Source organism: Affinirhizobium straminoryzae (assembly GCF_007004135.1).
Taxonomy (GTDB): Bacteria; Pseudomonadota; Alphaproteobacteria; order Rhizobiales; family Rhizobiaceae; genus Neorhizobium; species Neorhizobium straminoryzae.
Window position 1 is genome coordinate 86,875 of sequence record NZ_VJMG01000004.1, and the last position, 21,642, is coordinate 108,516.

Consider the following 21,642-nt stretch of genomic DNA (forward strand, 5'->3'; position numbering starts at 1 on the left):
CCCGGTCCGATGCGGACAGGTGATCCCATTCACCGGACGCCTCCTCGCGCCCTAGCGAAGCCTGCGGCCTTCACCATCGAAGACCAGCACGTGCCGCGGTTCTGCAGAAAGCTGGACGGTCTGACCGTCCAGCCGGTCGCGGGACCCCTGCCGCTGCACCACGATTTCCCGCCCGCTTGCCGTGCGGGCATAGAGATAGGAGACGTCGCCAAGCTCCTCGGCGACCTCCACCTGCACCGGCAGCCCCGCGCCGCCGATCCTGAAATGCTCGGGCCTCACCCCGATCTCGACCGCCTGGCCGACGGCTGCCTGGCCGGAAAGGTCGGCCGTAAAAGCGTGCTCGCTGCCTTCCAGCTGCAAGGTCACCCGGTGTCCCTCGCGCGCGGCGATCACCGTCGGCAGGAAGTTCATCGAGGGCGAGCCGATGAAGCCCGCCACGAAGCGGTTGTCGGGATCGTCGTAGAGGGCAAGCGGCGCGCCGGCCTGCTGCACCACGCCGCCCTTCAGCACGAAGATCAGGTCGGCCAGTGTCATGGCCTCCACCTGGTCATGCGTGACGTAGATCATCGTGGCGCCCAGCTGGCGGTGCAGTCGTGTCAGTTCCAGCCGCATCTGCACGCGCAGTTCCGCATCGAGGTTCGACAGCGGTTCATCGAACAGAAAGACCTTCGGCTGGCGCACGATCGCGCGGCCGATCGCCACGCGCTGGCGCTGGCCGCCCGAAAGCTGCGAGGGCTTCTTAGGAAGATGCTCCCCGAGTTGCAGGATCCGCGCGGCCTCCTGCACCCGCCTGTTCACCTCCTCCTTCGGCCGGCGGGCGAGCCGCAGGCTGAAGGCCATGTTCTCGAACACGGAGAGATGCGGATAGAGCGCATAGTTCTGGAACACCATGGCAACCTGCCGCTCGGCGGGCTCGACGGCGGTCACGTCACGGTCGTCGATGACGATCTCGCCACCGCTCGTCTCCTCCAGACCTGCGATCATGCGCAGCAGCGTGGATTTCCCGCAGCCGGAAGGGCCGACGAACACGGCAAAGCTGCCCGTCGGGATTTCCATGGAGACATCGCGCAGGGCGTGGAAACTGCCAAACGTCTTGGCGACATTGGTGAGGCGGACACCCATGGCCGCCTCACTGAACCTTCACGCGCAAGACATGATACGAAAGCGGCGCAAGCCTGCCCTTCAGCGCGCCATCCTCGACGGCAACGCCGCTGCCGGTGACGGGAACGACGCGATCCGGCGCATCAGGGCCGTTGCCGATGCGCAGATCATGGCCTTCCATGACGAGATGCAGGGCAAGTTCCGGCCTGGAATAGCCGATCAGGCTGACATCGAGTTCCGCCGTTTCCGTCAGGTGACGGTTCAGCACGAACAGCGTGACCACGCTCTCGTCCGCATTGTAGACACCGGCAACGTCCAGATATTTCACGTCATCGGCCGTGCTGCAGTCATAGGTCGGGCAATCGACGGCGACGTTCAGCGCCTCACCGCGACCATAGAGCGAGGCGAACTGGTAGGGGTAGTAGATCGTCTGGCGCCAGGCCGGACCGTTCTTCTCGGCGCGGATCGGCGCGATCACGTTGACGAGCTGGGCGATGCAGGCGATGCGGACGCGATCGGAGCGACGGATGAACTCGTTCAGCAGGCCGGCGACAAAGAGCGCATCCTCGAAATTGTAAGTTTCCTCGAGCAGGGCAGGGGCTTCCGGCCAATCCCAGCTCTTGATGCGCTGCCCGTCTTCCTCGCGGATATGATACCAGACGTTCCATTCGTCGAAGCAGATGCCGACATCATTCTTGGCGCGCTTCTTCGCCTTCACGTAATCGATGACGCCGCCGATGGTCTGGATGTAGCGGCCCGTTTCCTCGATCTTGCCGAAATAGTTCAGCGTGTCGCGGCTGTTGTTGCCGAAATATTTGTGCAGCGAGATGTGGTCGACATTCTCGTAGCACTCCTCCAGAACCTCGCGCTCCCATTCGGGATAGGTCGGCATGCGGTCGTTGGAACTGCCGCAGACGATCGCCTCGATGGTCGGGTCGAAGCCCTTGAACGCCTTGGCGGTTTCGTTGGCGAGACGGCCATACTCCACGGCCGTCTTGTGGCCGATCTGCCAGGGGCCGTCCATCTCGTTGCCGAGGCACCACATCTTGACGCCGTGCGGTTCGTTGGCGCCATGGCTGCGGCGCAGGTCGCTCAGCGCCGTGCCGCCCGGGAAATTCACGTATTCGAGGAAGTTGCGCGCATCATCGAGGCCGCGCGAGCCGAGGTTGACGGCAAGCATCATCTCGATGCCAGCCATGCCGGCCCAGGCAGCAAACTCGTTGATGCCGATCTGGTTGGTTTCCTTGGAGCGCCAGGCGAGATCGAGGCGGATCGGCCGCTGGTCGCGCGGGCCGATCCCGTCTTCCCAGCGATAAGCAGAGACGAAATTGCCGCCGGGATAACGGATCGCCGGGATCTTGAGGTCCTGCACGAATTTCAGCACATCCTTGCGGAAGCCGTTTGCATCGGCTTCCGGATGGCCCGGCTCATAGATGCCGCCATAGATGGCGCGGCCCATGTGCTCGATGAAGGCAGAATACAGACGATCGTCAATGCGCCCAATCCGGAAATCCCGGTGGACGGAAACACGCGTTTTCATAAGGTCTCCTCCCATGCAAGTTTGTATCAAAAATTTTGGTACAAACTCTATTTTATGATATTGTTATCGGAGGTCGACCTGATGTCAACGTCTAAAATCATACTTTTGATCGATTGTCGGATTTCACACGGCGGTGCGCAGCCGCAGCAGAATCTCCTGGTCGTAATTGCCGAAACCGCGTCCGAAGATGTTGAGACCACCCGGATGGCGGGCATCCTGCTTGACCTCAATGCGCAGGCGGATGGAGCGATGCGCTGACAGATCGAGATCCTTCAGAGAAACATCTGAGATGCGCTTGCCATCGACAAAGGCGCCGTCATTGGTGATCCGCCAAGTCTTCAGCATGCCGTATTGCGAGCCGGAAAGCTTCCACCAATCGGGGGTATAGGTGCCGCGCTTGTCACCGAAATCGCCGGGCGAGGTCCAGACGCCGAGTTCCACGCCGTTGACCGAAAGCGTGATATCCGAGGGCCAGTTGCTGTGCGTGCCCGGCACTTCGGAACTGACTTCCATGGAGAACTCCATCTCCTCGATGGTGCGACCCTGAATCTTGGCGTTGTTGGGAAACTGATATTCCACATAGCCCGAGGTAAACCAAAGCAGCGCCGCCTTCATCCGGTCCGGGTCCATGAAGGTATCGGGGACATCGAGGAGACCGATGATGCCATCGGGCGAACAGATACCGCAGGGGGCCGTGACGGAGCTTTGGGTATAGAGGCCAAGCGGCATGGACACGCTGATCAGGTTCGCATCCGCCGCCTTTTCCGGCTTGTGGAAGGAGATGATCAGCTCATCACAGGTGGCAAAGCAGATCTTCTGGCTGCCCTTGCGCGCTTTTTTCGTTTCGGTGCGGACCAGTCCGGCCGCCTCCAGCACCGCCACGCTGGCGGAAATCGAGGATTGCGGCTGCTGCAGCCGATCGGCGATCTCGTTGACATTCAGGCCGTTGGATTCATGCAGCACCTTGAGGATCTGGACGCGCACCAGCGAGGCGGCGGCCTTCAGGACGTCGAATTCCTTCTCGGCATCGATCAGCAGAAAATTGGTGGTCATGCGTTGTTATCCGGCCCAGACAGATGTGTATCGAGCTATCTGATTTAAAGGAACGGAGGGCAGCTGTCGATCAGCTGTGCACGCGGCGAGACGATTTTTCGAATGGCCGCAACGGAGGGCGCGGATATCGGCGGGGGAGGCGCTGCCGGCGGCCAGGGGAAAGCCGCCGGCACTCGATTTCAGTCGGTCGCATCCTTGTAGATGCCGGTTTCGACGGCGACGCGGCGATAGGCGGCGCCGGCCGTGAAGCCTCCATCGATGACGAAATCCTCGCCGGTGATGAAGCTGGAGGCGTCCGAAGCGAGGAACAGCACCAGTTCGGCAATTTCTTCCGGCTTGCCGCTGCGCTTCATCGGCGTCATCTCGATCATCGGCCTCAGATGCGGGCTGCCGGCATTGAGCCCGGTCACCACCAGGCCGGGGCAGATCGCATTGACGCGGATGCCCTTGGTCGCAAACTCCATGGCAGCGCTGCGGGTCAGACCGCGCAGGCCCCATTTGCTCGCCGTGTAGGCCGGATCGTAATGGCCGGAAAAGCCGCTGTTCGACGAGATGTTGATGATCGAGCCGCCACCGCCCTTGGCCATCAGCGGCGCCACCGCCTGGATGCCGAGGAAGGCGCCGGTGAGGTTCACCTTCAGCACCCGCTCCCAGGCGTCGAGCGCCGTCGTCTCCACCAGCGTGCGGTTGATGATGCCGGCATTGTTGACGAGGATGTCGATGCGCCCCTTCCAGTCGCGGGCAAGCGCGATGATCCCATCCCAGCTCGTCGGGTCGGAAACGTCGAGAAAGGCGAAGCGGGCCTCGCGGCCCTCTGCCTGCAGGGCGTCCGCGAGCGCGCGCCCTTCATCGGCCAGAACGTCGGCGATGATGACGGCCGCCCCCCTGGCGGTCAGCAGCCGGGCCTCCGCCTCGCCCTGTCCGCGTGCACCGCCGGTGACGATGGCGAGTTTGCCTGCGAGATCGGTCATGGTCAGTCCCTCGCCTCGATGGTCGCCTGATGCTGGCTGCCCAGACCGTCTATGCCGAGCGTGATCACCTGACCGGGCTTCAGGAAGACCGGCTCGGGACGGATGCCCATGCCGACACCGGGTGGCGTGCCGGTGGCGATGATGTCGCCAGGCTCCAGCGTCATGAACTGGCTGATATAGCTGACGAGATGAGCGACACCGAAGATCATCGTGGCAGTGGACCCGGTCTGGCGGCGAACGCCGTCGACATCAAGCCAGAGCGCAAGGTTCTGCGGGTCCGCCACCTCGTCGCGCGTCACCAGCCAGGGGCCGATCGGGCCGAAGGTGTCATGGCTCTTGCCCTTGGTCCACTGGCCGCCGCGCTCCGACTGGAAGGCGCGTTCGGACACGTCGTTGACGACGCAATAGCCCGCCACATGTTCAAGCGCCTTGTCCTCGGAGACATATTTGGCGCGTGTACCGATCACGACGCCGAGTTCGACTTCCCAGTCCGCCTTGGTGGAACCGCGGGGGATCTCGATATCGTCATTCGGGCCGACCACGGCGGAGGTAGCCTTCATGAAGAGGATCGGTTCCTCCGGCGGCGCCTTGCCGGTTTCCTTCGCGTGGTCGGCATAGTTGAGGCCCACGCAGATGAATTTGCCGGGCCGCGCGACGCAGGCGCCGATGCGCGCGGGGGTGACTTCGGGAAGGCTCGCCGGATCAATGGCCCGCAGACGTGCGAGGCCTTCGTCGGAGAGCGTGTCACCGGCGATATCGGCAACGATGCCGGAGAGATCGCGGATCTTGCCGTCCGCATCGAGAAGGGCGGGTCTTTCGGCGCCCGCCGGGCCATGACGGAGGAGTTTCATCAGGCGCGCCTGTAGCCAACGAGGATGCTGTCATCGACGTCGGGCAGGTTGACGACGATATTGTCCGGGGTGCGGGTGGTCAGCCACACCAGTTCTTCGGTGGTCGACATGTTGACCTCGATATGCGGCCAGTGCGGCGGCACAAAGATGAAGTCGCCCTCTTCCATGTCGAGATATTCCTGCCAGTTCTCGCCGAAGTAGATGCGGCCCTTGCCCTTCAGCACATATCCGCCGGTTTCGGCCTCGCCATGGTGATGCGGATAGGAGCGGTAGCCGGGTTCGTTGGAAACCTTGCCGAACCAGATTTTCGTGGCCGGCGTATGCTGGGGGCTGACGCCGGAGACGCGCACGCAGCCGCCGGACTGGCCGGTTCCGGTGTCTTCCTGCCCCTTGCGGGTGACGACGGGCATAACCTTGGTGTTCATGTTGTCCTCCTCGGGTTAAATGGATATCGCGCTCAGTCCGGCACGACGGCGAGCGCCTGGATCTCGACCTTGGCGCGGTCTTCCATCAGCGCCACCACCTGTACGGCGGCCATGGGCGGGAAATGCCGGCCGATGATGGCGCGGTAGACCTCGCCGACCTCGCGCATGCGCGAGCGATAGGCGTCGCGGTCGGTAAAATACCAGGTCATCTGGATCAGATGTTCCGGCTTGGCGTCCGCAGCCGCCAGAACGGTGACGATGTTGGTCAGCGTCTGGCGCACCTGATCGACAAAGTCGTCGGAATGGAACTGGCATTGTTCATCCCAGCCGATCTGCCCCCCGACCTGCACGATGCGGCCACGGGCACTGATGCCGTTGGAATAGCCGATGGGTTTGGCCCAGCCTTCGGGCTGGATGATTTCATGCATCATGACGGGGCTCCAGATAACGGGTAAGGCCTGCCCGGATGTCGTCAGGCCAGGGATGGGACTTGTGATCGATCGTCGAGGTCATCACGATGCGCTGGCGCACCGTCCAGATGATGTCGCCGTCCACGGTGACCACCGTTTCGAGATCGAGCGAGGCGCGGCCGATGGCGCGCACCGTGACGGCAAAATCCAGCACGTCGCCATAAACGGCCGGCTTCTTGAATTCGAGGTTCAGCGTCACGGTCGGCAGACCGAGCTTGCGCTCGAACATGATCTCCTTCCAGGTGATGCCGAAGGAGGCGAACATTGCCTCGTTGACGTCGACCAGCATCGACAGGTAGGCGGGGTGATAGGCGATCCCGGTCAGGTCGCAATCGCCGAACCGCATCGGCTTTGAAATGGTGAAGGGCATGGGGTTTCTCCCGATTTTCCTGTTATCCGGCCATGATCTCGCCGCCGGCGACCGCGATCGCCTGCCCGGTCACGGCAGAGGCGCCCGGTGCGGCAAGCCACGCGACGCTATCGGCCACCTCCTCGGGGGCGACGAGACGTCCCTGCGGATTTGACCTGGTGAATTCGGCCAGCGCCTCCTCGGCGCTGCGCCCCGTCTTCTGCATGATCGTCTCGATCGAACGGGCAATGATCGGAGTGTCGGTGAAGCCCGGACAGACCGCGTTGACGGTGATGCCGCTGCGGGCAAGCTCCAGCGCCAGCGCCCGCGTCAGCCCGATCACCCCATGCTTGGCGGCGCAATAGGCAGAGACATAGGCATAGCCCGTCAGCCCGGCGGTCGAGGCGATGGTGATGATGCGGGCACCTGTCCCATGCGCCTTCAAATCCGGCAGGACTGCCTGCGTCACCTGGAAGACGCCGGTCAGATCGACGGCCAGCACCTTCGACCAGAGGTCGAGGCTCGTCCTCTCGAAAGACGCACTCGGCGCTTCGCCGGCATTGTTGACGAGGATCGAGACGGGGCCGAAGTTCGCACGCGCCTTTTCCAGCCCCGCCGCGATGGCCTGCGCATCGGTGACATCGAAGCCGGCGAGGGGAAAGGCCCGCTCGCCGCCGAGTTCGCCGGCCAGAGCCTCCAGCGGTTCCGCACGGCGGCCGGCCAGCGTCAACCGGGCGCCGTCGCGCGCGAGCCGGCGTGCGATGGCCGCACCGATGCCGGAACCGGCGCCGGTGACGAGAACATGCCTGTCCTGAAGCGAGTGCGCCACGTCCGCCTCACTTCGAAGGCGTTGCGGCACGGGCGAGGTTCGCCTCGTACTGATACTTGCCGGACATGTACTGTTTCGGCCACGCCACGTTCGTCAGACCGATCCTGGCTGCCTCGTGCAGCGCCCAGGCGGGGTCTGCCAGATGCGGACGGGCAACAGCGCAGAGATCGGCACGACCGGCCGCGATGATCGAATTGGCGTGATCTGCTTCCGAAATGGCTCCGACCGCGATGGTTGCGATGCCGATCTCGTTGCGGATCTTGTCGGAGAAGGGTGTCTGGAAGAGACGGCCATAGACCGGCTGCTCTTCCTTCCATACCTGACCCGACGAGCAGTCGATGAGGTCGGCGCCGGCATCCTTGAACATCTGCGCAAAGATCGCCGCATCCTCCGGCGTATTGCCGCCCTCGAACCAGTCGTGGCAGGAGAGGCGCACCGAGATCGGCTTGTCGGCCGGCCAGGCTTCGCGCACCGCCTTGAACACTTCCAGCGGATAGCGCGCCCGGTTCTCGTGGCTGCCGCCATATTCGTCCTCGCGCCGGTTGGTCAGTGGCGACAGGAAGCTGGACATCAGATAGCCATGGGCGGCGTGGAATTCGAGCCAGTCGACGCCGGCTTCCGCCGCACGCTTCGTGGCGGCGACGAAATCGGCCTTGACGCGGTCCATGTCGGCCCGGTCCATCGCCTTCGGCACCTTGCTGTGCTTGAGGTACGGCAGCGCCGAGGCCGACAGGAGCGGCCAGTCGCCGCTTTCGAGCGGCTGGTCGATACCTTCCCAGGCAAGCTTGGTCGCGCCCTTGCGGCCGGCATGGCCAAGCTGAACGGCGACCTTGGCACTGGAATTGCCGTGGACGAAGGCGACAAGCCGCTTCCAGCCTTCCATCTGCTCATCGTTCCAGAGGCCGAGGCAGCCGGGTGTGATGCGGGCATCAGGCGACACGCAGGTCATCTCGGCGAAGACGAGACCCGCGCCGCCCAGCGCGCGGCTGCCGAGATGCACCATATGGAAGTCGTCGATCAGACCGTCCTTGGCAGAATACATGGCCATGGGCGAGACGACGATGCGGTTCGGCAGTGTGAGATCACGCAGCTTGTAGGGCGTGAACATCGGTGGCAGGCAGCGCTCGCCTTCCGTCACATTGAGGCCCTGTTTTGCGGCAAACCAGCGCTCGTAGCCTTCCAGCCACGTCTTGTCGCGCAGGCGCAGGTTTTCGTGGCTGATACGCTGCGAGCGGGTCAGCATGGAATACATGAACTGTTCCGGCTCCAGCGTGTCCGCATACCGTTGGCCGACGACCTCGAACCATTCCATGGCATTGCGGGCCGCATTCTGGATGCGGGCGACGTCGACGCGGCGGATCTCCTCATAGATCTTGAGGACATTGGCAATACTGCCCTTGCCGTGGCCGGCCTTGTTGAACTGGTTCGCGAGTTCGATCGCATCGTCAATCGCGAGCTTGGTGCCGGAGCCGATGGCAAAATGGGCGGTGTGGGCGGCATCCCCCATCAGGACCACGTGACTGTTGCCGTTGAAATGGCTCCAGGTGCCACAGATCAGCCGCTGGAAGTTCAGCCAGGCAGAGCCGCGCAGATGGCGCGCATTGGTCATCAGCTCCGCGCCCTCCAGCGTCTCGGCAAAAAGGTCCTGGCAGAACCGGATCGACTCGTCCTGCGACATCTCGCCGAGCTTGTGAGCCTGGTAGGCTTCTTCCGTCGTTTCGATGATGAAGGTCGAGGTCTTGTCATCGAACTTGTAGATATGCGCCTGGAACCAGCCGTGATCCGTCTTGCGGAAATCGAAGGTGAAGGCGTCGAACAGCTTGTGGGTACCAAGCCAGATATAGCGGTTCGGACGAACCACCATGTCGGGCTGGAACACCTCGGCGTAACGGGCGCGGATACGGGAGTTCACGCCGTCGCAGGCGATCACCAGATCAGCCTCAGGGAAATCCAGATCACTCTCGGCTTCCCGTTCGAAGACCAGCTCTACGCCCAGCGCCTCGCAGCGCGCCTGCAGGATGTTCAGCAGCTTGCGGCGGCCGATGCCGACGAAACCATGACCGGTGGTGCGCTGACGGGTTCCCTTGAACAGAACCTCGATATCGTCCCAGTGGTTGAAGGCGTCCTCGATCTCGGCGGCACTTTCGCCATCCCAGGCGCGCATCGATTGCATCGTCTGGTCGGAGAACACCACCCCCCATCCGAAGGTGTCATAGGGACGGTTCCGCTCCACCACCGTGACCGTGTGGTCCGGATGCAGCTTCTTCATCAGAAGCGCAAAATAAAGCCCCGCAGGCCCCCCGCCAATGCAGACGATACGCATGAAACCCTCCGTGGTCGCGCCCCTCGATCGCGGAAGGGCTTCGATTTATTTTAAGGTTAAAGTATCTAGAGACCCGAGGCCTGTCAACTGTCCAGCCGCACCATCGAACACTGTCTGAGATCGGCCACGTCGGAGGCTTTCAGAAGCACCGAATAATTCTTATAAGGCAACTTTTATTCCCTATGATTGATTTCAGTCCGCCACGCTGCTACGCATACAGGCAGCGATATCAGGGAGAACGCGGATGTGCGGCATTGTGGGATTGTTCCTGAAGGACAAGAGCCTTACACCACAGCTGGGTGATCTTCTCTCGGACATGCTGATCACCATGACGGATCGGGGGCCGGACTCCGCCGGAATCGCCATTTACGGCACGCCTCGGCCGGGAATCGCCAAGATCACCGTGCAATCGGCCAGACCGGGCGCGGATTTTGCCAATCTGACAGCAGAGCTTTCCGCAGCCGGCCTGCCCGCCACGGTGACGGAGAAGAACACGCATGCGGTGATCGAGATCGCCGCGGACCGCCGGGGCGACATCCGCGCCTTGCTGGAGAAGCTTCGGCCGTCAATCCGCATCATGGGTGCTGGCGAAAGTGTCGAGATCTTCAAGGAAGTGGGGCTGCCGGGCGATGTCGTTTCCCGCTTCGGCGTCCGGGCCATGGGCGGTACGCACGGCATCGGCCACACGCGCATGGCAACCGAAAGTGCGGTCACCACGCTTGGCGCCCATCCCTTTTCCACCGGACCGGATCAGTGTCTGGTCCACAACGGCTCGCTCTCCAATCACAACAACCTGCGCCGTAAGCTTGTGCGGAGCGGCATGACCTTCGAGACGGACAATGATTCCGAGGTCGCCGCCGCCTATCTCACCGCCGAAATGGCCTCCGGCAAGGATCTTGGCGAAGCTCTGACCGGCGCATTGGACGATCTCGACGGCTTCTTCACCTTCGTCGTCGGCACCCGGACCGGCTTCGGCGTGCTGCGCGATCCGATTGCCTGCAAGCCGGCCGTGATGGCCGAAACCGACCGTTACGTCGCCTTCGGCTCCGAATATCGGGCCCTCGTCAACCTTCCGGACATCGAGGCCGCACGCGTCTGGGAGCCGGAGCCCGCCACCGTCTATTTCTGGGACCACGAGAAGGCCGCCTGACATGCCTGTTTTCGATCTCTCCGCAACGCCACTCCGGGCATTGAACAGCGCGCTGCACGGGCTGGAGCAGGGCACGAACGACACCCGCTTCGAGGTGGTGAACCCGCGCGGGCATCATGCTGTCGCGGTCGGCATCGACAGTCCGGTTTCGGTCGAGGTGCATGGATCGGTCGGCTATTACTGTGCCGGCATGAACGACGGCGCAACCGTCACGGTCCATGGCTCGGCCGGGCCGGGGGTGGCGGAAAACATGATGTCCGGGACCGTGATCGTGGAGGGGGATGCCTCGCAATATGCGGGCGCCACCGGGCGCGGCGGGCTGCTGGTAATCAAGGGCAATGCGGCCTCCCGCTGCGGCATCTCGATGAAAGGCATCGATATCGTCGTCCACGGATCGATCGGTCACATGTCGGCCTTCATGGGGCAGTCAGGCCATCTCGTCGTCTGTGGTGATGCCGGCGAGGCATTGGGCGATTCCCTCTATGAGGCAAAGCTTTTCGTGCGCGGTTCGGTGAAAAGCCTCGGCGCCGATTGCATCGAGAAGCCGATGAAGCCGAAGCATCTGGAAAAGCTGGCCAGGCTTCTGGAAAAGGCGGGCGTCACCGGCGTGCAGCCGGAAGAGTTCAGGCGCTATGGGTCCGCCCGCAAACTCTACAATTTCCATATCGACAATGCCGACGCATACTGAGGCAAGGGGCGTTCATGAGCTATCACAATCCGCCGACCCCGCCGCGCAAGTCTGCCACCTTCGATGACCATACGCTGGCGGAAATCCGCCGGGCGGCAGCAACCGGCATCTACGACATCAGGGGCGGCGGCACCAAGCGCAAGGTGCCGCATTTCGACGATCTGCTGTTCCTCGGCGCCTCCATTTCCCGCTATCCGCTCGAAGGCTACCGCGAGAAGTGCGAGACCTCGGTGGTGCTCGGCACCCGTTTCGCCAGGAAGCCGATCGAGCTGAAGATCCCGATCACCATTGCCGGCATGAGTTTCGGCGCGCTGTCCGGCAATGCCAAGGAAGCACTGGGGCGTGGCGCGACCCTGGCCGGCACCTCCACCACGACCGGCGATGGCGGCATGACGGACGAGGAGCGCGGCCATTCCCAGGTGCTGGTCTATCAGTACCTTCCCTCCCGCTACGGCATGAACCCGCGCGACCTGCGCCGTGCCGATGCCATCGAGATCGTCGTCGGGCAAGGGGCCAAACCCGGCGGCGGCGGCATGCTGCTGGGGCAGAAGATTTCCGACCGGGTGGCGGAGATGCGCACCCTGCCGAAAGGCATCGACCAGCGCTCCGCCTGCCGCCATCCGGACTGGACCGGGCCGGATGATCTGGAAATCAAGATCCTCGAACTGCGCGAGATCACCGACTGGGAAAAGCCGATCTACGTGAAGGTTGGGGGAGCGCGTCCCTATTACGACACGGCGCTTGCCGTGAAGGCCGGGGCTGATGTGGTGGTGCTGGACGGCGTGCAGGGCGGCACAGCCGCAACTCAGGATGTCTTCATCGAGCATGTCGGAATGCCCACGCTCGCCTGCATCCGCCCCGCCGTGCAGGCCCTGCAGGATCTCGGCCTGCACCGCAAAGTGCAGTTGATCATCTCCGGCGGCATCCGCTCCGGCGCCGATGTGGCGAAGGCGCTTGCACTGGGCGCCGATGCGGTCTCGATCGGCACGGCGGCGCTGGTTGCCATCGGCGACAACGACCCGAAATGGGAGGAAGAGTACCGCGCGCTCGGCACCACCGCCGGTGCCTATGACGACTGGCACGAAGGCAGGGACCCGGCCGGCATCACGACGCAGGACCCCGAGCTTGCCGCACGGCTCGATCCAGTCGTCGCCGGTCGGCGCCTCGCCAACTATCTCAAGGTCATGACACTCGAGGCGCAGACCATTGCCCGCGCCTGCGGCAAGAACAGGCTGCACAATCTGGAGCCGGAAGACCTCTGTGCGCTGACGATGGAGGCCGCCGCCATGGCGAAGGTACCGCTTGCCGGCACCGACTGGTATCCGGGCAAGGGAGGCTTCTGAAAACTGCCGGCCGCCTTTTCTTCGGGAAGGCGGCCTTTTTCATCGCTGATTGTGTCTCAATCCATAAAAACAGGGGAACGACGTGACACAGCATCTTGCAGATTTCGCCGCCGAGCGCGGCATTCGCTATTTCATGATCAGCTATACGGACCTGTTCGGCGCCCAGCGCGCCAAGCTGGTGCCGCGCGCGGCCATCGCCGACATGCAACGGGACGGTGCAGGCTTTGCGGGCTTCGCCACCTGGCTCGACATGACGCCGGCCCACCCGGATCTCTTTGCACTGCCCGATCCTGCCTCCGTCATCCAGCTGCCATGGAAGCGTGACGTTGCCTGGGTTGCCGCCGATTGCGTGATGGACGAAAGATCTGTGGAACAGGCACCGCGCGTGGCACTGAAGAACCAGGTCAAGAAGGCGGCCGCGCTGGGCCTCAGCGTCAAGACCGGCGTGGAGGCCGAGTTCTTCCTGATTGCTGCAGACGGTGACCGGATCTCCGATGGCTTCGACCGGGCGGAAAAACCCTGCTACGACCAGCAGGCGCTGATGCGCCGCTATGACGTGATCGCCGAGATCTGCGACTACATGCTCGAACTCGGCTGGAAGCCGTACCAGAACGACCACGAGGACGCCAACGGCCAGTTCGAAATGAACTGGGAATTCGACGATGCGCTGAAGACGGCCGACAGGCATTCCTTCTTCAAATTCATGGTGAAATCGGTCGCGGAAAAGCATGGCCTGCGCGCCACCTTCATGCCCAAGCCCTTTCAGGGACTGACGGGCAATGGCTGCCATTGCCATGTATCGGTCTGGGATGCCCAGGGCCGGGACAATGCCTTTGCCGACCCCGCCATGCCGTTCGGCCTGTCGGCCAAGGGCAAGACCTTCCTTGGCGGCATCATGCGCCATGCCACCGCCATGGCCGCCATCACCAATCCCACCGTCAACTCCTACAAGCGCATCAATGCGCCGCGCACGCTTTCGGGCGCCACCTGGTCTCCCAACACCGTGACGTGGACCGGCAACAACCGCACCCACATGGTGCGCGTGCCGGGCCCGGGTCGCTTCGAGTTGCGGCTGCCGGATGGCGCGGTCAATCCGTATCTCCTGCAGGCGGTGATCATCGCGGCCGGTCTCGGCGGCCTCGAGAGTGCGGCCGATCCGGGCCCGCACCACGACATCGACATGTATCGCGACGGACATCTGGTCACGGATGCACCGCGCCTGCCACTCAACCTTCTCGATGCACTGCGGGCGCTCGAGGCGGATACCGCGTTGCAGGCAGCTCTCGGACGGGATCTGTGTGCGGCCTATCTCAGGCTCAAGCAGGAGGAATGGAGCCGCTATTGCGCCCATTTCAGCCGCTGGGAGCATGAGAACACGCTGGATGTGTAGACAGCCCTCACCAACACAGGTCGCGCACACTCCCAATCACGTCTGATCGGACCGTGACTTGCACTTTGCATGTGCACCATGCTTAAGAATGTGCCTTCTGAAGATGCTCGTGCCAGCAGGGCAGGTTCGTAAGGCGTACACTCGGGGGGAAGGAAACGCATGGCCAAGCGCATGAAGGGCGGCGGTCTTGCCGCGACAGCCGCATTGGCGCAGGATCCGCACGCCGTGCGCGAGCCGCGTGCCAATACGCTGGAGATGGCCATCGGTCACGAGGTCCGCAGCTATCGCAAGACGCTGGGCATCACGGTGTCGGATCTTGCGGCAGCCACCGGCATGTCGGCCGGCATGCTGTCCAAGATCGAGAACGGCAATATCTCACCGTCGCTCACCACCCTGCAGGCGCTTTCCCGCTCTCTCGGCGTGCCGATCACAGCCTTTTTCCGCGGCTTCGAGGAGCCGAAGAGCGCAAGTTTCGTCAAGGCGGGCGAGGGGGTTCACCTGGAGCGACGCGGCACCCGCGCCGGCCATCACTACAGTCTGCTGGGCTATGTGGAGAACAACACGGCCGGGGTCACGGTGGAACCCTATCTCATCACGCTGAATGCCGAATCCGACATCTTCCCCACCTTCCAGCACGCCGGGATGGAATTCCTCTACATGCTGGAGGGGGAAGTCGTGTACCGACACGGCGAGAGCCTCTACCGCATGGAGCCTGGCGACAGCCTGTTCTTCGATGCCGATGCCCCGCATGGACCGGAAGTGCTGGTGAAGCTTCCCGCGCGTTACCTCTCGATCATCTCCTATCCCCAGCAGGGCTGATCCTCTCCACTCACCCGTACAGGGCAGCATCTGCTGCATCGCGATGCAGATTGAGACAGGAATGTCTCAAGGGTTGCAGCTTGCGCATGGGTGTCATGAGGGATCGTGTCTGTTTTGGGCACAGGAAAGGTTTATATCAGGGACATCAAACGACGCCGGAACCAAACGAGTTGCTGACGTCAATCGAACCTCAGGAAAGGGGATCATCATGAACGTAGCACGCACCCTGAACAATTGGCGCAAGTATCGCCAGACCGTAACCGAACTTGGCCGCATGTCGAACCGCGAACTCAACGATCTCGGCATCGCCCGCAGCGATATCCAACGTGTCGCCCGCGCTTCGGTCGCCTTCTGATCTGCGCCATCTCATTTCGCACATTCGCCCGACGCCCGCGCATCCCGTGCGGGCGTTTTGCGTTTCCCAAGGGCCATCCGGCGCTCGCGCTGTACCGCTTCGGGACACAGTGAAGCAGACTTGCGCCTGACGCATAGCTGCACTGCAGCATTACGCCTAGGAAAGCAGCGCGATCGGGGATATTACTCCTTTCAACGAAGCGCGACACTCCTCCTCCCGAAGCGCTTCGGGTCCGGGCAACCCACTCCTCCTCCTCCCATGGGACGCCCGGGGAACAGCGACACTCCTCCTCCCAGTCGCTGTTCGGTTCTTTTCGGAAAGCCTGCCGCACCTCCTCCCGCGGCAGGCTTTTTCGTTTTGAGATCTTTCCATGGGAAGAAAAGAGCCGTTCAGGCGCTCTGGATGCGATGGCTTTCCATGAGCTTCGGACTTGGCCGGCCGAACAGGTAGCCCTGCAGGTATTCGATCCCCAGCTCTTCCAACTGCCGCGCCTGAAGTGGCGTTTCCACCCCTTCCGCGATGATGTGTATACCGAGCTTTCGGGCAATCAGCGCCGTTCCCTCGATGATCGCCTTGCCATGCGTATCAAGCGCATGGACAAAGGAGCGATCGATCTTGAGGGCATGGATGGGCAATTCGTGCAGACGCGAGAGCGACGAATAACCCGTACCGAAGTCGTCGATATGGATTTCGACGCCGTAGGAATCCAGTTGATGCAGCACGAAGCTGATGATCGGCTGCTGGCGCGTGTCGAAGATCGACTCGGTGACTTCCAGAACGAGATCGCCGGGTCGGACATCGTGTCGAGCGAGGCTGCTGCGTACGGCTTCGAGAAAGCCCGGCGCAATCAGCTGCCGCAGCGAGACATTGACGGCCATTTTGAGTGGATTGTCGTGATAGCCGCTGCGGACCAACTGCCCGAGGGCTGCGTCGAGCACGAAATTGCCAAGCGGCACGATCTCCCCGGTATCCTCGGCAATCGGAATGAACTCGTCGGGGCTGATCGGGCCATAGTCACGGCTGTTCCAGCGCAGCAACGCCTCGTAGGAGACGACCGCATGCGACTCAGCCGCCACCACAGGCTGGAACAGCACGGAGAGTTCATTCTGCGCAATGGCCGTCTTCAGCGCCTGGCAGATCGCGAAGTTCCGCTCCTGCTCGGCCAGCAGCTTTTCCTTGTAGACCTGCGTCAGGCCGCGCCCCTTGCGTTTGGCGTCGCCGGCTGCAAGATCGGCATAGTGGATGGCGTCGCTGATGCTGATGCGTCCCTTGGCCGTGACAGCCACACCTGCACTGAAGCCGATCTGCAGCTGGCGGCCCGCCACATGAATGGGCTCTTCCACGGCATAACGCATGCGGCTTGCAAGCTCGCTTGCCCAGTCGAGCGGATGGCCGGGCGGTGCGGTGGCAATCGCCACGAACTCGTCGCCGCCCCAGCGCCCGAGCGCCCCGTTATCCCCAAGCGACACCTGCAGCCGTCTGGCAATCTCGACCAGCACCTTATCGCCGATGGTATGGCCCAAACCATCATTGATCTGCTTGAAGCGGTCCAGATCGATGAAGATCGCCACCAGATCCGGATCGACGTCGCTGGTCGCCATCGTCTCGGCATCATCGCACCAGCGCATCAGGCCATTGCGGTTCAGCACGCCGGTCAGTGGATCCTGCTCGGCAAGCTGTTTCAGCTCGACCGTGCGTTCGCGCACGCGCGTCTCCAGCGTGGCGTTGAGATCCTCCAGAAGATTGCGCTCGGTTTCCAGCCGCGCCACCAGTTCGTTGTTGCGATACTGCAGCTCGAAACTCTGGCGCAGAACCTGATGGTTGTTGCGGTGGGCAATCAGCATCACCACTGCAAAGATCGCGCCCAGGATGGCCAGCAGGTAATTCGGGGCGGTGCTGAACGTGAGTGCGGCCGACCCCTGAAGCAGCATGGCCGCGATATAGATGCGGCCGATGACCAGTTGCGGCGCCAGAATGCCCGTCGCACCCGCAGCCAGCGCTGAAATGATGACCAGCACGGCATAGCGGATCTCGTCGACATTGCTGCTGATCGCAACACCGGTCATCGCGCCCCACAGGGCAACCGCCGTCAGAAGGCCCGCGGCATAGCCGGCCAGATAGAACTGCTGCGGGTCCCCGAAAAGAAGCGGCTCCTCACGCAGACGCCGCATGACCCAGAGAGAATGGACATAGCGCAGGGCGGACAGGACAAGGATCGCGGAAAGCCAGCTGGCACTGAAACCGAAACCCTTGTCTGCAGACGGCATGACAATCAGGAAGAGACCGATGGCTGCAGCCAGATTGACGCTGATGTTGGCCAGATTGTTGCGGAATGCCAGTCGAAGAAGATGCGCGTCCACCCATTCATCAATGGACGTGGCGGTAAAGCCGTTCGTCTGGTTCCCCCGTGTCACCAAGCCCTGCGCAATCCTTCCGGCCGTGTCTCCCGTCCTGCGCGAAGCAGGATTTCAACTTATACCACAGGCACGCATCCACGTTTACAGTCAGCAAGCCCGATGACGCATTTTGTGACCAATAAGGACGTAGCCCGCAATAGGCCAGAGGTGGCATCGGCAGCTATTCCATAACATTCTAAATTTTATGTGGATGCAGGCGGGTAAGGGTTCGCTGACGCCTGTCAGCGGATACGGGCGCCGTCTGCGTCAAACAGCAGGATATCTGCCGCGTTGAAGGCGACGCGAACCCGTTCCTGCCCGGCCAGCATGTCTTTCGCATCTGCCTTGGCCGTGATGATGTCGCCTGTCGGGGCGATACGCCCATGCACCAGCGTCTCGCCCCCCAGATATTCCAGCATCTCAACCGCAAGCGACACCGTCGTGTCGCCGTCGCGGTGGAAGGCCTCGGGACGCAGTCCGGCGGTGACGCGCTGACCAGCAGAAAGAGAGGCGCTCAGCGCCGGCAGGGGAAACAATGCCTCCATTCCCTGCAGCCGCAATGCAAACTGAGCGCCCTGCGTAACGATTTCCGCCGGCAGGAAATTCATCCGGGGCGAACCGATAAAACCTGCGACGAACTGGTTGTCCGGATCGGCATAGAGATCGCGCGGCGTGCCGGCCTGCTCGATCACGCCGGCACGCAGCACGACGATCTTGTCGGCCAGCGTCATCGCCTCCACCTGGTCATGCGTCACATAGATCATCGTGGTGCCGAGCTTCTTGTGCAGCTTGGCGATCTCGAAGCGCATATGGACGCGCAGTTCGGCGTCGAGGTTGGAAAGCGGCTCGTCGAACAGGAAGACCTTCGGATGGCGCACGATGGCGCGGCCGATGGCGACGCGCTGCCGCTGGCCGCCGGAGAGCTGGCCGGGCTTGCGCTCCAGAAGCGGTTCCAGTTCCAGAATGCGCGCCGCCTCCATCACCTGCCGGTCGATTTCGGACTTTGGAACGCCCGCGAAACGCAGGGCAAAGCCCATGTTCTGCCGCACCGTCAGGTGTGGATAGAGCGCATAGGACTGGAAGACCATGGCAATGCCGCGCCGGGAGGGATCGACCTCGTTCATCCGCGCGCCGCCGATGGTCAGATCGCCGGCAGAGATATCCTCCAGACCGGCAATCATCCGCAGCAGCGTCGACTTTCCGCAGCCGGAGGGGCCGACGAAGACGGTGAATTCCCCCGGCTCGATCTCGAGGTCGATCCCCTTGATCACCTCGAGCGAGCCGTAGGTCTTGCGAATGCCCTTCAGCGACAGCTCGGCCATGGTGCGTCTCTCCCTCACGCGGCCGTCAGGTGAATAACCTGCGAGGCAAAGCGCGGCGAGGTTACCGTCACCACAATCTCGCCCGCGCCGCCGGTCGATTCCAGCCAGAAGCCGGAAGCCCCGCCGGTCAGAACCAGCGTGGCGGGCCCGAGGATCTTTGCGGGCCCCGTCACGCTCACCGTCACGGGCTCATCCAGGAAGGGCAGGAGATTGCCCATCTGGTCGAGCGCCCGAACGAGGACGCGCACCTGATCCTTGGTGGCGGCGGGAAGGCTATGCTCGTCTGCCTTCACGTCAAGGGTGGCGGGAACCGCGCCGCCGGCGAATTTCACCGAAGCGACGGGTTCGCCGTTCAGGTAACCGGTGATCTCGCCGCCTTCCCAGGCCATGCCCCAACTGCCCAGTTCCTGCGCTGAGAAATGGCGACGGTCGATGATGACGGGCGGATGCGGCAGATGCGGATAGGTTTCGCGATCCGGACCGACCCGTTTGCGGATGTTCGGGCCATAGACGAATTCCACCTCATCGCAGTTGGTCAGCACAATCAGAGGCATGATGCCGCCGATGTTGCGCTCGCCGCGTGCCCAGAACGTCACAGGCTTCAGGATAACGCCGTCTTCCGGCTCGCACTGGCTGGCATAGGCGAAGGCAGCGAATTTCGGCTCGCGGAACATGTCCATAACGCCGTGATGGCAGATGCGGTCGCCGGAGCCGAAATCCTTGTGGGTATTGTAGTCGAAGGCGCACCAGCCGATGGCACCGGAAATCGAGCGATCGCCATACATGGCGTTCAGCACCTGCAGATGGCGCGTCACATGCTCGGCCTGGCGCTGTTCCTGGTCATGCCGCTTGGTGGGATACATGTGGCCGTTGAACTCGGTCACGATGTAGGGAACCTTGGTCGGCAGTCCGGTGCAGACCTGCTGGTCGCGCAGCGGCGTGCGGGAATGGTTGGCGCCCGGCATCTCCTCGCTGCCGAGATAGAAGTCGTTCATCGTGTAGACGTCTTCGAGGAATTCGCTTTCCGTGATGAAGCGCACGCCGCCGGTCTGGCGCGTCGGATCCGTCTCGCGCGCCACGCGGTTGGTCTCCACGTAAAAATCGTGGCTGTCCTGCGATTCATTGATGCGCACACCCCAGAGAATGATCGAGGGGTGGTTCCAGTCGCGGGTGATCATCCGCTCGACATTGCGCACGGCTTCGGCCTTCCAGGCCTCGCCGCCGATATGCTGCCAGCCCGGAATTTCCTCGAACACCAGGAGACCGATGCGGTCGCAATGATCGAGGAACCACGGCGACTGTGGATAATGCGAGGTGCGCACCAGATTGCACTTCAGGTCGTTCTTCAGGATCTCCGCATCGCGCTCCTGCGCGCGGCGGCCCATGGCATAGCCGGAATAGGGCCAGGCCTGATGGCGGTTGAGGCCGCGGATCTTCAGCGGCTTGCCGTTCAGCTTGAAGCCATCGACGGTAAATTCCGCCGTGCGGAAACCGAAGGTGGCGGTCAGGGTGTCGATGCCCTGCTCCGTTTCCAGCCGGACCTCGGCCGTGTAGAGCTGCGGGTTTTCAGGCTCCCACAGCGAAAGCCCTTCCAGCCCGGCGAAGGCAACGGTCTGGCGCGCGCCTTCGACCGGAGCCGAGGCCTCGGCGATGAGGCGCGCACCATCCTTCAGTGCGACATGCAGCGTGCCGGAGAGCGCCGTGCCGGCCGGATGAGCGAGATCGACGCGGACGGTCACGCCCTTTTTCTCGCTCAGCACCTCCTGCGTCTCGACCTTGATGGCGCCGATCGACACCGGCGTCGTGACCTTCAGCCAGGCATCGCGATAGATGCCGGCATAGGTGAGGTAATCGATCCGCCCGCCGAAGGGCGGGATTTCCGGGTTTTCACTGCCGTCGATCTTCACGGTAATCAGGTTGTCGCCCGGTTGCAGCCGGCCGGTCAGGCGCGCCTCGAAAGGTGTGTAGCCATCCTTGTGCGCCACGACGGACTCGCCGTTGACGAACACTTCGGCATTGGCCATCGCGCCATCGAAGACCACGGAAACCTCGCGGCCCTCGAACTCCGGCTGCCAGGCGAGGATCTTCTGATAGGTGAAGGGCCGCTGGTAGATGGTTTCGTCGAAATAGTTGAAAGGCAGGTCGACCGCATTGTGCGGCAGGCGGATCGCCTCGCCCGCCAGAAGGGCAGTGCGGGCGGCCGGCTCGAAACCGTGGCTGAAAATCCAGTTGTCGTTGAAAAGCGTGGTCATGCGCATGAGGATATT

19 protein-coding genes are annotated in these 21,642 nt (G+C 62.8%); 6 read left to right on the forward strand and 13 right to left on the reverse strand.

From position 1 onward, the window contains the following. Nucleotides 1-51: 51 nt before the first annotated feature. The 10 genes from FNA46_RS01530 to FNA46_RS01575 form a co-directional block, all read right to left on the reverse strand. Complete coding sequence (locus FNA46_RS01530) at nucleotides 52-1,122, reverse strand: ABC transporter ATP-binding protein (protein ID WP_142880575.1); 1,071 nt, start codon at nucleotides 1,120-1,122, stop codon at nucleotides 52-54. 7 nt (nucleotides 1,123-1,129) lie between these two features. Then, nucleotides 1,130-2,641 (reverse strand): arabinosylfuranosidase ArfA, encoded by a 1,512-nt coding sequence (gene arfA / locus FNA46_RS01535; RefSeq protein WP_142880576.1) that lies wholly within the window; start codon nucleotides 2,639-2,641, stop codon nucleotides 1,130-1,132. A gap of 123 nt (nucleotides 2,642-2,764) precedes the next feature. Beyond that, entirely contained in the window at nucleotides 2,765-3,694 is a 930-nt protein-coding gene (locus FNA46_RS01540) for an ArsR/SmtB family transcription factor (protein WP_142880577.1), read from the reverse strand. Nucleotides 3,695-3,873: 179 nt separating this feature from the next. After that, a complete protein-coding gene (locus FNA46_RS01545; RefSeq protein WP_142880578.1) occupies nucleotides 3,874-4,665 on the reverse strand; it encodes an SDR family NAD(P)-dependent oxidoreductase in 792 nt (263 codons plus the stop codon). 2 nt (nucleotides 4,666-4,667) lie between these two features. Further along, entirely contained in the window at nucleotides 4,668-5,516 is an 849-nt protein-coding gene (locus FNA46_RS01550) for a fumarylacetoacetate hydrolase family protein (RefSeq protein ID WP_142880579.1), read from the reverse strand. Then, the gene (locus tag FNA46_RS01555) at nucleotides 5,516-5,941 is read right to left on the reverse strand and encodes a cupin domain-containing protein (protein ID WP_142880580.1); all 426 of its coding nucleotides are present in this window, start codon (nucleotides 5,939-5,941) and stop codon (nucleotides 5,516-5,518) included. The genes FNA46_RS01550 and FNA46_RS01555 overlap by 1 nt, the downstream gene beginning before the upstream one ends. A 32-nt stretch (nucleotides 5,942-5,973) precedes the next feature. Beyond that, the gene (locus tag FNA46_RS01560; protein ID WP_142880634.1) at nucleotides 5,974-6,369 is read right to left on the reverse strand and encodes a RidA family protein; all 396 of its coding nucleotides are present in this window, start codon (nucleotides 6,367-6,369) and stop codon (nucleotides 5,974-5,976) included. Beyond that, complete coding sequence (locus FNA46_RS01565; RefSeq protein ID WP_142880581.1) at nucleotides 6,362-6,781, reverse strand: acyl-CoA thioesterase; 420 nt, start codon at nucleotides 6,779-6,781, stop codon at nucleotides 6,362-6,364. Before FNA46_RS01565 ends, FNA46_RS01560 begins: the two co-directional genes overlap by 8 nt. 22 nt (nucleotides 6,782-6,803) lie before the next feature. After that, nucleotides 6,804-7,589 (reverse strand): SDR family NAD(P)-dependent oxidoreductase, encoded by a 786-nt coding sequence (locus FNA46_RS01570; protein ID WP_142880582.1) that lies wholly within the window; start codon nucleotides 7,587-7,589, stop codon nucleotides 6,804-6,806. Nucleotides 7,590-7,596: 7 nt separating this feature from the next. Next, nucleotides 7,597-9,912, reverse strand: a complete 2,316-nt coding sequence (locus FNA46_RS01575) for a bifunctional salicylyl-CoA 5-hydroxylase/oxidoreductase (protein ID WP_142880583.1) — start codon at nucleotides 9,910-9,912, stop codon at nucleotides 7,597-7,599. A 244-nt stretch (nucleotides 9,913-10,156) separates the two neighbouring features. On the opposite strand from FNA46_RS01575, the gene FNA46_RS01580 reads away from it, so the two are divergent. The 6 genes from FNA46_RS01580 to FNA46_RS01605 all read left to right on the forward strand — a co-directional run bounded on the left by FNA46_RS01580 (nucleotide 10,157) and on the right by FNA46_RS01605 (nucleotide 15,657). Then, complete coding sequence (locus FNA46_RS01580; RefSeq protein ID WP_142880584.1) at nucleotides 10,157-11,062, forward strand: class II glutamine amidotransferase; 906 nt, start codon at nucleotides 10,157-10,159, stop codon at nucleotides 11,060-11,062. A gap of 1 nt (nucleotide 11,063) precedes the next feature. After that, complete coding sequence (locus tag FNA46_RS01585; protein WP_142880585.1) at nucleotides 11,064-11,750, forward strand: GltB/FmdC/FwdC-like GXGXG domain-containing protein; 687 nt, start codon at nucleotides 11,064-11,066, stop codon at nucleotides 11,748-11,750. 14 nt (nucleotides 11,751-11,764) lie between these two features. Continuing rightward, on the forward strand, nucleotides 11,765-13,093 hold the full coding sequence (locus tag FNA46_RS01590; protein WP_142880586.1) for an FMN-binding glutamate synthase family protein: 1,329 nt from the start codon (nucleotides 11,765-11,767) through the stop codon (nucleotides 13,091-13,093). A gap of 82 nt (nucleotides 13,094-13,175) precedes the next feature. Next, nucleotides 13,176-14,483 carry a type III glutamate--ammonia ligase gene (gene glnT, locus FNA46_RS01595; protein WP_142880587.1) on the forward strand — a complete coding sequence of 436 codons (1,308 nt, stop codon included), beginning with the start codon at nucleotides 13,176-13,178 and terminating at the stop codon, nucleotides 14,481-14,483. Nucleotides 14,484-14,642: 159 nt separating this feature from the next. Next, a complete protein-coding gene (locus FNA46_RS01600; RefSeq protein ID WP_142880588.1) occupies nucleotides 14,643-15,302 on the forward strand; it encodes a helix-turn-helix domain-containing protein in 660 nt (219 codons plus the stop codon). 208 nt (nucleotides 15,303-15,510) lie between these two features. Further along, nucleotides 15,511-15,657 (forward strand): DUF1127 domain-containing protein, encoded by a 147-nt coding sequence (locus tag FNA46_RS01605; RefSeq protein WP_142880589.1) that lies wholly within the window; start codon nucleotides 15,511-15,513, stop codon nucleotides 15,655-15,657. Nucleotides 15,658-16,046: 389 nt separating this feature from the next. On the opposite strand, the gene FNA46_RS01610 is transcribed toward FNA46_RS01605, so the two are convergent. The 3 genes from FNA46_RS01610 to FNA46_RS01620 all read right to left on the reverse strand — a co-directional run bounded on the left by FNA46_RS01610 (nucleotide 16,047) and on the right by FNA46_RS01620 (nucleotide 21,633). Beyond that, entirely contained in the window at nucleotides 16,047-18,071 is a 2,025-nt protein-coding gene (locus FNA46_RS01610) for a putative bifunctional diguanylate cyclase/phosphodiesterase (RefSeq protein ID WP_246102773.1), read from the reverse strand. Nucleotides 18,072-18,295: 224 nt separating this feature from the next. Then, nucleotides 18,296-19,375, reverse strand: coding sequence for an ABC transporter ATP-binding protein (locus FNA46_RS01615; RefSeq protein WP_142880591.1), 1,080 nt, complete (start codon nucleotides 19,373-19,375; stop codon nucleotides 18,296-18,298). Between the two features lie 14 nt (nucleotides 19,376-19,389). After that, a complete protein-coding gene (locus tag FNA46_RS01620; protein WP_142880592.1) occupies nucleotides 19,390-21,633 on the reverse strand; it encodes a glycoside hydrolase family 2 protein in 2,244 nt (747 codons plus the stop codon). Between the last annotated feature and the right edge of the window lie 9 nt (nucleotides 21,634-21,642).

What these genes read in the sequence shown, in the direction of transcription:
- FNA46_RS01530 (WP_142880575.1), bottom strand. Translation starts at nt 1,122, where the DNA reads ATGGGTGTCCGCCTCACCAATGTCGCCAAGACGTTTGGCAGTTTCCAC.
- arfA (WP_142880576.1), bottom strand. Translation starts at nt 2,641, where the DNA reads ATGAAAACGCGTGTTTCCGTCCACCGGGATTTCCGGATTGGGCGCATT.
- FNA46_RS01540 (WP_142880577.1), bottom strand. Translation starts at nt 3,694, where the DNA reads ATGACCACCAATTTTCTGCTGATCGATGCCGAGAAGGAATTCGACGTC.
- FNA46_RS01545 (WP_142880578.1), bottom strand. Translation starts at nt 4,665, where the DNA reads ATGACCGATCTCGCAGGCAAACTCGCCATCGTCACCGGCGGTGCACGC.
- FNA46_RS01550 (WP_142880579.1), bottom strand. Translation starts at nt 5,516, where the DNA reads ATGAAACTCCTCCGTCATGGCCCGGCGGGCGCCGAAAGACCCGCCCTT.
- FNA46_RS01555 (WP_142880580.1), bottom strand. Translation starts at nt 5,941, where the DNA reads ATGAACACCAAGGTTATGCCCGTCGTCACCCGCAAGGGGCAGGAAGAC.
- FNA46_RS01560 (WP_142880634.1), bottom strand. Translation starts at nt 6,369, where the DNA reads ATGCATGAAATCATCCAGCCCGAAGGCTGGGCCAAACCCATCGGCTAT.
- FNA46_RS01565 (WP_142880581.1), bottom strand. Translation starts at nt 6,781, where the DNA reads ATGCCCTTCACCATTTCAAAGCCGATGCGGTTCGGCGATTGCGACCTG.
- FNA46_RS01575 (WP_142880583.1), bottom strand. Translation starts at nt 9,912, where the DNA reads ATGCGTATCGTCTGCATTGGCGGGGGGCCTGCGGGGCTTTATTTTGCG.
- FNA46_RS01580 (WP_142880584.1), top strand. Translation starts at nt 10,157, where the DNA reads ATGTGCGGCATTGTGGGATTGTTCCTGAAGGACAAGAGCCTTACACCA.
- FNA46_RS01585 (WP_142880585.1), top strand. Translation starts at nt 11,064, where the DNA reads ATGCCTGTTTTCGATCTCTCCGCAACGCCACTCCGGGCATTGAACAGC.
- FNA46_RS01590 (WP_142880586.1), top strand. Translation starts at nt 11,765, where the DNA reads ATGAGCTATCACAATCCGCCGACCCCGCCGCGCAAGTCTGCCACCTTC.
- FNA46_RS01600 (WP_142880588.1), top strand. Translation starts at nt 14,643, where the DNA reads ATGGCCAAGCGCATGAAGGGCGGCGGTCTTGCCGCGACAGCCGCATTG.
- FNA46_RS01605 (WP_142880589.1), top strand. Translation starts at nt 15,511, where the DNA reads ATGAACGTAGCACGCACCCTGAACAATTGGCGCAAGTATCGCCAGACC.
- FNA46_RS01615 (WP_142880591.1), bottom strand. Translation starts at nt 19,375, where the DNA reads ATGGCCGAGCTGTCGCTGAAGGGCATTCGCAAGACCTACGGCTCGCTC.
- FNA46_RS01620 (WP_142880592.1), bottom strand. Translation starts at nt 21,633, where the DNA reads ATGCGCATGACCACGCTTTTCAACGACAACTGGATTTTCAGCCACGGT.